Origin of the sequence: Nocardiopsis sp. NPDC006198 (assembly GCF_040613895.1) — a bacterium.
Lineage (GTDB): Bacteria > Actinomycetota > Actinomycetes > Streptosporangiales > Streptosporangiaceae > Nocardiopsis > Nocardiopsis tropica.
Genome location: NZ_JBEXSY010000069.1, coordinates 26014 through 36455 on the forward strand (window position 1 = coordinate 26014; position 10442 = coordinate 36455).

The following is a 10442-nucleotide window of genomic DNA, read 5'->3' on the forward strand; positions in this document are numbered from 1 at the left end:
TCTACCTCTCCTAGCCGACCCGCTCGCGCCGACCGAGCAGGCCTTGGGGCCTGACCAGCAGCATGAGGATCATCAGGGCCAGTGCCCACGCTTGCATGAGCTGGGACGGGAACCACAGGGTGGACAGCATCGCCACCAGGCCGACGGCCAGACCGCCGACCATCGCGCCGTACGCCGTGCCGAGACCGCCCAGGATGACCGCCGCGAACATCAGCAACAGCAGGCGGAAGCCCATCTCGTACTCGACCACCTGGTTCAGCCCGTAGAGCACGCCGCCCAGAGCCGCCAGACCGCCGCCGAGACCCCACACGTACAGGGTCACCCGGTCCACGTCGATACCCGACGACTCCGCCAGGTCACGGTTGTCCGACACCGCCCGCATCGCCTTGCCGATCCGAGTGAACTGCAACAGACACGCCACGGCCACCAGCACCGCGACCGCCACACCCATGATCACCAGGTCACGCGGCGCCATCGCCACCGGACCCAGCTGGACCAGCTCCTGGATCTGGTAACCCGCATAGCGGTTGCGGCCCGCACCGAAGATCACCAGGATCACGTGGCGCAGGATCAGCGCCAGACCGATCGACACGATGAACATCTGGATCAACGCCACATTGCGGTGCCGCAGCGGACGCCAGATGTAGCGCTCCATCGTCCCGCCCAGCACCGCGCCCATGACCACCGCGATCGCGGCGGCCAACCACAGCGGCACCTGCCAGTCGATCGAGTCGCCCATCACCCCCAGCGTCGTCGCCAGCGCGATACCGCCGAAGATCGCCACCCACTGGGCCACGATCAGCGTCGTCCGCGGAAGCCTCGCCTCCAGCAACCCGCCGATCAGGACCGCGATCCCGATACCCGCGAAGATCGCCAACAGGGAATTGCCCAACCCCGCGGCGCCCGTGCTGAACAACAGCGCGACCATCGCACCGAAGGTCACCATGTCACCGTGGGCGAAGTTGATCATCTTCGTCGTACCGAAGATCAACGACAGACCGATCGCGGAGATCGCGATCACCAGGCCGAAGAGGATCCCCGACACGGTCAGCTGCAGGAACTGGGCTCCGAAGGAACTGCCGCCGCCCGTCGTCGGCGTGACCGCCCCGTCCTCTCCCCCGGCCTCGCCGCCGGAGTCGTCCGCCGCGTCCTCCGAGGGGGACTCCGAGGCGTCACCGCCCTCCGCGGCGCCCGCGCCCTCCAGGGCCACGATGAGGGGACGCCGGTCGTCGGCCTCGACCTCGACCTCGGTCTCGCCGTCGACGATGATGCCCTCTCGTACGACGTACTCGCTGGGGACGGACTCCTGGTCCACCACTACGCGGTAGGTGCCCGGTTCGGGCAGCTCCACTTCCCACATTCCATCAGAGTCGGTCTCCGCCGCCCCGATCTCGTCCTCACCGTCGTAGACCGTGATCCCGATGCCTTCGACACCTTGATCCCGGTTCTCCGGGTTGAGGATCTGACCGTGCAGCGCTTCACCGCCCTGTTCGTCTGCCGCTGCCACTGGCCCGGGGATCACCAGGATGGCGGTGATCAGGGCGAGCAACACGGTCACGAGACGTGTGCGCACGCGCGCTCCTTGCGCATCTGAGGGTGACGGCACCAAATGCGAGCATTCGACACCGCTTGTCCTTTACTGTTCGGTGCGGCGAGTTTAGCCCGGTTTAGCCTGGTCATTCAGCAGAGCTAAAGCCACGTGACCCAACCGTCACCCCATTGTGCGCAAACGAGATCAAAATGGTATCCATCGCCCGTTGACGGTGGCCATTCGTCTAGTTTTCGTCACCCCCGGCACACCGTCCCTCACCCTCCCTCCCCCGGACACGACAACGGGGCCGCACCCGGTCGGGTGCGGCCCCGGTTCAGGGTCGCGGGGGTCGGCCCGGTCGGCCTACTGTCCCCCGAGGGTCTCGACGACCGTCTCGGCGACCTTCCTCATGGTCAGTCTCCGGTCCATCGAGTTCTTCTGGATCCACCGGAACGCCTCGGGCTCACTCATCCCGTGACGGCCCTGGAGAAGCCCCTTGGCCTGCTCGACCAGCTTGCGGGTCTCGAGACGGTCCTGGAGGTTGCCGACCTCCGACTCCAGCGCCGCCAGTTCGGCGTAGCGGGAGGTGGCCATCTCGATGGCCGGCACGAGGTCCGACTTGTTGAACGGCTTGACCAGATAGGCCATGGCCCCGGCGTCCCGCGCGCGTTCCACCAGCTCTCGCTGGGAGAAGGCGGTCAGGATGACGACCGGCGCGATGCGCTCACCGGCGATGCGCTCGGCGGCCGAGAGGCCGTCGAGCACCGGCATCTTGATGTCGGTGATCACCAGGTCGGGCTTGAGCTCCCGGGCAAGCCGGATAGCGGTCTCCCCGTCCCCGGCCTCGCCGACGACGGCGTAACCGTCCTCTTCCAGCATCTCCTTGAGGTCCAGGCGGATCAGGGCCTCGTCTTCCGCGATCACCACACGGCTCTGCGTCCTCGTCACGTACATGAGGTTACAGAGATCCGCTAGGATGCTGAGCGTCGGGACCGGCAATGCGCGCCAATCGTGACACCACCGTTGGCCGGGGCCGCCCCCTCGACACCCCGGAGCAAACCGGACATACCAGCCGGAATGATGGAATGGTAGACATAGGGGCCTCAAAAGCCCCCGCTCGCAAGAGTGTGTGGGTTCGAATCCCACTTCCGGCACCCACAACCATCGCGACGAGCCGCCCCAGGGCGGCTCTTCTTGTATGTCCTTCGTGACCCGCGACAAGGAAAAATGTCACAGGCGTGAGCGAACCTTCACTCTATGTACTCACGCGACATCGTTGAAGAGACTTTTCGCCTCAAGGCCCTCGGCCTGACCGACCGCGCCATCGCGGAACAGTGCGGCGTCTCCGTCCAGGCGCTCAGGCACTGGCGCTACGGCACCCGGCGATCCCCACAGACAGAAGCCGACCGGACCGCTTACTGCCCTGTCTGCGGGACAGGTGCTCTGGACCCCGCAGCCTACGTCTACCTGCTCGGCCTCTATTTGGGAGACGGGTACATCGGACGTATCCGCAACGGGGTCGACTACCTGTCGATCGCCTGTTGCGACACATGGCCGGGCCTGATCGAGGAGTGCACGCAGGCCATACCCAAGGTCTTCCCCGTGAGCGTCTTCCAGGTGCGACGCAAGGGGTGCACAGAAGTCAAGGGCACCTCGAAGCACTGGCGCTGCATCTTCCCGCAGAACGGCAAGGGGATGAAGCACTCACGACCGATCATCCTCGAACCCTGGCAGCAGGAGGCCGTCGACGAGCATCCCGAACGGTTCATCCGAGGGCTGATCCACTCCGACGGCTGCCGCGTGTCCAACCGTGTGCGCAAGAAGACAGACGGCGGATGGAAGTACTACGAGTACCCGCGCTATTTCTTCTCCAACACGTCACAGGACATCAGCAACCTTCTTATCCATGCCCTCGACCGGCTCGGCATCTCATGGAGGCGCCGGGTGGAGGTGAAGCTCCCGAACCGGGATGCGTTCATCGTGTCGGTGTCGAAGCGGGCGGCCGTGGCGCGGATGGACGAGTTCGTGGGGCCCAAGTACTGAGGAGCGGTCAGCGGGGCCAGAACCTGCGTAACTACCCAGCCAGTTCGACCACAAATGGGCCTTTTGTCACTTTATCCCCGGGCAAGGCGGGCCGAACCGGTCACATCACGGCCACAACCTGAGTACAACCCGTGGGTTCGGTCGCCCCGGCGACCGCGTGTCCCTGATCCTTGAAGATCACGGACGAGTTCTCAGGAGAGGAGCAGCAGGTGCTGACCGCGGTGGCCGGAATCGTCGGCGCACTGGTAATCGGCGCCTGGGTCGTGGTGGCCTGGGGCTCCCGACGCCGCCAGCCCTGGTTGCTGACCCCGTTCGCCCTGCTCGTCGTCCTTCTCGTGGCCGTGGGCCAGGCGGGTTGGTCGTTCCTCCCCGCGGCTGCGCTCGTCGCCGGCTCCTTCGCAGAGCTGGTCATCGGCGCCCGTGAGTCCCCCGCCGTGCGCACCAAGGACCCGGACGCGCCGCTGAGCACGGAGCGCTGGGCGGCCGCCGTCGCCGCCCCGTTCCGGGTGGCGCTCGCCGAACCCTGGGACGTGGTGGCGCGCCCGTCGCTGCGCCGCCGCTACCGGCGGCTGCTGGAGCGCCAGTGGCAGGTGACGGACCGGGAGTCGCTCCTGGCGGCCGTGGAGGGTCTTCTGGACGAGTTGCACACGAGTCCGACCCTGGACCTGGTCGTGGACCTGAGGGGCGGGATCGCGCGTTCCCGGTTCCCCCGGGACGAGGGCGGCCAGGCGACGGGCGGGCACGTGCTGCTGACGCCGGAGCAGGTCGTCCGGCTGCGTGCCGTCACGGGGGTCGGCGAGGCCGACGAGACGGTGATCATCGGGGCGTACCAGTGGTGGCGGTCGGTGCACGTGATCCGGTTGGTGTGCGGGGGCGCGACCCTGGACTGGCTGAGCCCGGTGGAGACGCAGACCCTGTTGCGGCGGGTGGCCTCGGACCTGCAGCGCCGGTACTCGTCGTGGCAGCAGTTGTCGACGGCTTTCCACGCGGGGTACCTGCTGTGGCGGGACAAGGGCGTGGAGGGGGACCACGGGGGGACGGACCGGGTGTGGGCGGCTCTGGGTTTGCTCACCGAGGATGTGCGGAGTCCGTGGAACCTGCTGCCGTGGGACATGCCGTTGGAGCGGGTCATTCCCGAGGGCGGGCTGGCGGCCAACCCGGAGCCGTAGGGCTCCGGAAAGACGTCGGCCGCACCTGGCCCTGACCCGGTGGTCGGCGCGGCTCATACGCCGTTCCTCCGGGCCGGACCTGATGCGGCACGTCTTGCGGGCGCCCGTCGCGGGCGCCGGGTCCTACGTGGTTCCGAGCGCGACGGCGTCGCCGAGGCGGTGGACGCGCAGGGAGTTGGTGGATCCGGTGGTTCCGGGCGGGCTGCCGGCCACGATGACGACCTTGTCGCCCTTGGTGTAGTCGCCGAGCTGGAGGAGTTCGGCTTCGACCTGGCGGACCATGTCGTCGGTGTTGTCGACCCAGGGCACCAGGTTGGTCTCCACTCCCCAGGTGAGGGAGAGGGTTCCGCGGGTGGAGTTCTCGGTGGTGAACGCCATGAGCGGGATGGGTGAGCGGTAGCGGGCCAGGCGTCGGGCGGTTTCGCCGGACATGGTGAAGGCGACGAGGGCCTTGGCTCCGATAGTGGCGCCGATTTCGGCGGCGGCGCGTGCGATGGCTCCGCCGGTGGTCTCGGGTACCCGGTTGAGGATGTGCGAGGCGCGCAGGGATTCCTGTTCTGCGGCGCTGATGATGCGGGCCATCGTCTCGACGGTCTCGATGGGGTACTGGCCGACGCTGGTCTCTCCGGAGAGCATGACGGCGTCGGCGCCGTCGAGGACGGCGTTGGCGACGTCGGAGGCCTCGGCGCGGGTGGGCCGGGGTGATCCGATCATGGATTCGAGCATCTGGGTGGCGACGATGACCGGTTTGGCCTTGTCGCGGCAGCGTTCGACGGCGCGTTTCTGCACCATGGGGACGTTCTCGAGGGGGAGTTCGACGCCGAGGTCGCCGCGGGCGACCATGACTCCGTCGAAGACCTCGATGATGTCCTGGAGGCGTTCGACCGCCTGGGGCTTCTCGATCTTGGCGATGAGGGGGACGGTGATGCCCTCCTCGTCCATGATGCGGTGGCATTCCTCGGCGTCCGCGGGGCTGCGGACGAAGGAGAGGGCGACCATGTCGACGCCCTGGTGGAGGGCCCAGCGGAGGTCTGCCTCGTCCTTCTCGGTGAGGGCGGGGACGCTGACGGAGACGCCGGGGAGGTTGAGTCCCTTGTGGTTGGAGACGGTGCCGCCGTAGATGACGCGGGTGTGGACGTCAGTGCTGGTGGTCTTGGTGCATTCGAGGACGACGCGGCCGTCGTCGATGAGGACGCGGTCGCCGGGGCGGACGTCTCCGGGGAGTCCCTTGTAGGTGGTGGAGACGCGTGTGGCGTCGCCGGGGACGTCGTCGATGGTGACGGTGAACTCGTCTCCGGCGGTGAGTTCGACCGGTCCGTCGGGGAAGGTGCCGACGCGGATCTTGGGTCCTTGGAGGTCGGCGAGGACTCCGACTGCTCGTTGGGCCGACTCAGCGGCTTCGCGCAGGTTGGCGAGGCTGGCGCTGTGGTCGTCGTGGGTTCCGTGGCTGAGGTTGATACGGGCGACGTCGAGTCCTGCGTCGACGAGCTTGCGGAGGACTTCCGTGCTCGACGTGGCGGGACCGAGGGTCGCGACGATTTTTGCTCGACGTGTCACGCCTATCACTTTAGAGCGTCTGGGGGATGCAGTGGTCTAAACCAGGTTGCGAATGGACGTATCTCAGGCTGCGGGAAGACGAACGGGGGCGTTGCACGAACGGGGTTGTGGGTGGTGCGGGGGCTTTCTGTAGGTTGCCTGTGACGGTGGCGATTCTGGGAGGTTCTGGTGTTCTCGCGTGATGTGGTGCTGGGTGCGTTGGCGGTGGAGGTTGCCTCGTTGGACGCGGTGTTGTGGGGGTTGTCGGAGGAGGAGGCGGTGGTGGGGACGCGGTGTGCGCCGTGGGATGTGGCGGCGTTGGCGGCGCACACGGTGAGGGCGATGTTGCAGGTGGAGCCGATGTTGGTTGGTGAACCTGCGGTGACGGGAGGGGCGTTGGTTTCTGCTGGGGAGTATTACCGGCCGGATGTGCGGTTCTCGGCGGAGGTGAACGCGCATCGGGTGGGTTCGGCGGTGGAGGCGGCGGCGCGTCGTACGGACGCGGGTGAGTCGGGGCGGTTGTTGCGGGGGCGGTGGTCGCCGTTGGTGGCGCGGTTGGCGGCGGAGCCGGTGGGCCGGGTGGTGGTGACGCGTCACGGGGACCGGATGCTGTTGTCGGATTTCCTGGTGACGCGGGTGGTGGAGTCGGTGTTGCACGGGTTGGACCTGGCGGACGCGCTGGGTCGGGATCCGTGGGTGTGCGGTGGGGCTTTGGACGTGGTGCGGGGGTTGTTGTTCGGGGAGGCCGATCCGGCGGTGGTGGAGGAGGTGGTGCCGGGTGCGTTGTCGGGTCGTGAGGCGGGGGTGGCCGCGGTGCGTTCGGTGACGGGCCGTGGGGGCGGTGTGTCCCGAGGTGCGTGGGAGGGGGCGGGGGTGCGGTTCCTGGCGTTGGGTTAGGCGGTGGGGGCGTGCCGGGGGCGGGTTCTGGGGGGTTGTGCCTGTTCGTCCCGGAGGGGCGCGCCTGGGGCCTGCCCCGCCCGGCCCGCCGCCCCCCCGGGGCGGCGGGTCGGGCGGGTGTCAGTGGGCGGGGTCGGCGCGGGCGGCCTGTTCGTTGGCGTCGGCGCGGGCGGTGGCGGTGCGCAGGTGGCGCAGGGCGAGGAGGGTGGCGGCAGTGAAGACGGCTGCGCCGAAGAGGGCGGGGGCCCGGAGGTCGGCGCGGGCGAGGAGGCCGCCGAGGAGGGCGCCTGCGGGGGCGAGTCCGAAGCCGAGCATCTGTTTGGCGCTGCTGACGCGTCCCATGAGGTGTTCGGGGACGATCTGCTGGAGGATGCCGCTGGAGAGGACGGTGCCGTAGGCGCTGGCGGCGGCGACGAGGGTCCAGGCGGCGGCTGCGGTGGGGGCGTTGGGGGCGAGGGCGAAGAGGGTGCAGAAGGCCGCTTGGGCGAGGTATCCGGCGGTGATGCCGCGGTAGCGGCCGATGCGGTGTGCGGTGTTGCCGGCGAGGAGTGCGCCGCCGATGGCGCCGAGGGCGGCGGTGGCGAGGAAGACGCCGAAGAGGTGCGGGGGGACGCCGTAGTGGTCCTGGACGGTGAGGACGAAGACGGCGGTGACCGCTGCGGCGCCGAGGTTGAGGGTGGCGCCGAAGAGGATGAGGGCGCGTAGGGGCGGGTCGGTGTGGATGTGGCGCAGGCCTTGTCCGATGTCGTGGAGGACGGCGCGGACGGGGTTGGCGGGCGGGGTGGCGGGCTGGTCGGTGGGTGGTGCGGGGGCTCGGCGTGCGGTGAGGGGCAGTCCGAGGAGGATGAGGGCGCCGAGGGCGTAGGCTCCGGCGTTGGTGGCGAGGGGCAGGGCTGCGGCGATGGCGAAGAGGAAGCCGCCGAGGGGTGCGCCGGCGAATTCCTGGGCGACTTCGCGTCCGCCGACGAGCCGTCCGTTGGCGCGGTCGAGTGCGGTGCGGGCGAGGGCGGGGAGGATGGCCCTTCCGGCGATGTCGTAGACGATCTCGCATGTCATGGCGGCGAACATGACGATGTAGAGGGTGGTGACGGTGGCGTTGCCGGTGGCGGTGAGGATCGCGAGGGCGGTGATGGCGGCGGCGCGGAGGAGGTTGGCGGCGACCATGGCCCTGACGCGGTCGACGCGGTCGACGAGGGCTCCGGCGAGGAGTCCGAAGAGGAGCCAGGGGAGGTAGCGGGCCGCGGTGAGTCCGGCGACGGCGAGGGGGTCGTTGGTGAGGGCGGCGGCGAGCATGGGCAGGGCCGTGAGCATGATGCCGTCGGCGAGGTTGCTGGAGAGGCTGCCTGCCCAGAAGCGGTGGAAGGCCGGGCTGAGGCGTGGTGTGGGTCGGGGGGAGGGTCGGCCGGGCGCGGGGGGTGTGTTGGTGGACATGTGCCTTCGGGGGTGCCGGTGGGGTGTCGGCGGGTGACTCTATCGAAGGCCGGCGGGTGTTCGGGGGGTTTTCGGGTGCGGGTGGGGGCCCGGTCGGTGGGCCGGGCCCGGTGGGCGGGTGTTCAGCGGTCGCGGCGGGGTGGTGGGAGGAAGGCGGCGACGCGGCCGTAGGCGCGGAGGATGCGCAGGCGTTGGATGGTGCGCATGCCTTCGCGTTCGATGGTGGCGGCGGTGTCCCAGTGTTCCCAGGCGGCGTCCCATCCGCCGTCGGGGCGTTGGCTGTTCTCGAAGTAGTCGAGGTTGCGGTTGATCTCGGCTTCGGTGAAGAGGGGCCGGGCGATGTGGCCGGGGTTGTCGGCGAGGTCGAGCGGTGTGTGGACGTGTCGCTGTCCGCAGGGTTTGGGGTTGACGTCGATGCCGGCGCGGATCATGGGGTGGAGGCGGTTGATGGCCTGGACGGCTCGGGGGCGGTCGGGTGCGTGTTGGAGGAAGGCGCAGATGCCGATGGCTTCGTGGGGGTCGGTCCAGTGGAGTGCGTCGATGCGTTTCCAGCACCAGGCGGTGGCGAGGTCGCGCCAGGGGTGGCTGATGTGGTGTTTGTGGAGGTAGCCGGTGATGTGGGCGGTGAGGCCGAGGTCGGCGGTGAAGTCGTCGCGGTGCTGCCACCAGGGGGCGGCCTCGCTGTAGCGGACGTTGGGCAGGACGGGGGGCAGGCCGCCGTCGGGTTCGCTGACGGTGGAGAGGTAGCGGCAGATGCCGAGTCCGACGGTGGTGGGGATGGGGCCGAGTTCGTCGAGGTGGCGCAGGGCGATCTGGGCGGCGGCGGGTTGGCTGGCGTGTCCGCGGAGGTCGGGGTCGAGTCCGTTGCCGTAGCCGCCGTCGAGGTTGCGGTAGGCGGTGAGTGCTTGGCGGACGGGTTCGGTGGGGCCGTTCTGGAAGAGGTGGGCGAAGCGGTGGCGGTCGATGAGTCGCGCGTTGCGCATGGTGAAGTGTTCCGCTGTGCGGAAGGAGTCCCAGGTCACGACGGTCATGTCTTCGACGGTACGTCCGCTGTCGGGCGCGGAGAATAGCTCGCGGGACAATCCATTCGCGTTCTTTACGCGGGGTTCGAAGCTTTGTGGTGTTTGCGTCTTCGGTGGTGGATGAGGTGTCCGGCCCAGGAGGCGGCGATGGTGGCGGCGACGGCGAGTTGGACCGTGAGGAGGTGTTGGGAGGGGTAGATGACGCCGGTGAGGTAGTGGTCGATGAAGCCGGTGGCGGGGAGTCCCGCCTGGCCGGCGTTCTCGCGTCCCCAGTTCTCGAGGGCGGTGAGGGGGCACTGCCATCCGATGACGGTGACGCCGAGGCCGTAGAGGGCGCAGGCGAGGTGGGGCCAGAGGGTGCGGGGCCACCGCCAGGCGAGGAATCCGCCGAGGGTGACGTAGGCGAGGAAGAGCAGGTGGAGGAGCATGGCGGTGTCGCCGATGAGTCGGTAGGCCATGGGCGTCGTCCTCCCTGGTGTGTCCGCGGGCGCTGTGGGCCCGCGGAGGGGCCGGCCCGGTGCGGGGCTCCGTGGGAGGGGTGCGGGGAGGCCCGGGCGCCGGGTCGGGTCCGTCTGTTCCCAGTATCTCCGGGCGGGGCCGGGCGGGCCAGGGGGTGGTGCGGCCTGTGGAGGGGGTGTCCGGGGGCGCGGGTGCGCCCTGTGCCCGCGGCCCCGGTGCCTGTGACCGCCCGCGGCCCGGCCTTGCACGGGCAGGCACCGGCAGGCACCGGCAGGCACCGGCAGGCACCGGCAGGCACCGGCAGGCACCGGCAGGCACCGGCAGGCACCGGCAGGCACCGGCAGGCACCGGCAG

Annotated in this window: 9 protein-coding genes and 1 tRNA gene; 4 read left to right on the forward strand and 6 right to left on the reverse strand. The window is 69.3% G+C overall.

Going from position 1 to position 10442, the window contains the following annotated elements; all coding sequences use genetic code 11:
- Positions 1-10: 10 nt before the first annotated feature.
- Positions 11-1573 carry a branched-chain amino acid ABC transporter permease gene (locus ABZ234_RS29240; protein WP_355014148.1) on the reverse strand — a complete coding sequence of 521 codons (1563 nt, stop codon included), beginning with the start codon at positions 1571-1573 and terminating at the stop codon, positions 11-13.
- A gap of 321 nt (positions 1574-1894) precedes the next feature.
- Positions 1895-2458 carry a response regulator gene (locus ABZ234_RS29245; protein WP_267950446.1) on the reverse strand — a complete coding sequence of 188 codons (564 nt, stop codon included), beginning with the start codon at positions 2456-2458 and terminating at the stop codon, positions 1895-1897.
- A gap of 144 nt (positions 2459-2602) precedes the next feature.
- On the opposite strand from ABZ234_RS29245, the gene ABZ234_RS29250 reads away from it, so the two are divergent.
- From ABZ234_RS29250 to ABZ234_RS29260, 3 genes are all read left to right on the forward strand, one after another.
- Positions 2603-2685, forward strand: a tRNA-Leu gene (locus ABZ234_RS29250).
- Between the two features lie 103 nt (positions 2686-2788).
- Positions 2789-3574 (forward strand): transcriptional regulator, encoded by a 786-nt coding sequence (locus ABZ234_RS29255; RefSeq protein ID WP_355014149.1) that lies wholly within the window; start codon positions 2789-2791, stop codon positions 3572-3574.
- Between the two features lie 209 nt (positions 3575-3783).
- On the forward strand, positions 3784-4743 hold the full coding sequence (locus ABZ234_RS29260) for a DUF1266 domain-containing protein (protein WP_344181747.1): 960 nt from the start codon (positions 3784-3786) through the stop codon (positions 4741-4743).
- Positions 4744-4866: 123 nt separating this feature from the next.
- On the opposite strand, the gene pyk is transcribed toward ABZ234_RS29260, so the two are convergent.
- Positions 4867-6300: a pyruvate kinase gene (pyk, locus tag ABZ234_RS29265; RefSeq protein WP_267945753.1), complete on the reverse strand. Its 1434-nt coding sequence runs from the start codon at positions 6298-6300 to the stop codon at positions 4867-4869.
- A gap of 168 nt (positions 6301-6468) precedes the next feature.
- Between pyk and ABZ234_RS29270 the strand changes: the two genes are divergently transcribed.
- On the forward strand, positions 6469-7176 hold the full coding sequence (locus ABZ234_RS29270) for a maleylpyruvate isomerase N-terminal domain-containing protein (RefSeq protein WP_267945754.1): 708 nt from the start codon (positions 6469-6471) through the stop codon (positions 7174-7176).
- Between the two features lie 120 nt (positions 7177-7296).
- On the opposite strand, the gene ABZ234_RS29275 is transcribed toward ABZ234_RS29270, so the two are convergent.
- The 3 genes from ABZ234_RS29275 to ABZ234_RS29285 form a co-directional block, all read right to left on the reverse strand.
- A complete protein-coding gene (locus tag ABZ234_RS29275) occupies positions 7297-8607 on the reverse strand; it encodes an MFS transporter (RefSeq protein WP_355014150.1) in 1311 nt (436 codons plus the stop codon).
- 122 nt (positions 8608-8729) lie between these two features.
- Positions 8730-9629 (reverse strand): prenyltransferase, encoded by a 900-nt coding sequence (locus tag ABZ234_RS29280; RefSeq protein ID WP_355014151.1) that lies wholly within the window; start codon positions 9627-9629, stop codon positions 8730-8732.
- Positions 9630-9703: 74 nt separating this feature from the next.
- On the reverse strand, positions 9704-10087 hold the full coding sequence (locus ABZ234_RS29285; RefSeq protein WP_267945756.1) for a DUF2784 domain-containing protein: 384 nt from the start codon (positions 10085-10087) through the stop codon (positions 9704-9706).
- Positions 10088-10442 lie beyond the last annotated feature (355 nt).

Excerpts from the sequence above, each read along its gene's own strand:
- ABZ234_RS29255 (WP_355014149.1), top strand. The coding sequence starts at position 2,789 with ATGTACTCACGCGACATCGTTGAAGAGACTTTTCGCCTCAAGGCCCTC.
- ABZ234_RS29275 (WP_355014150.1), bottom strand. The coding sequence starts at position 8,607 with ATGTCCACCAACACACCCCCCGCGCCCGGCCGACCCTCCCCCCGACCC.
- ABZ234_RS29285 (WP_267945756.1), bottom strand. The coding sequence starts at position 10,087 with ATGGCCTACCGACTCATCGGCGACACCGCCATGCTCCTCCACCTGCTC.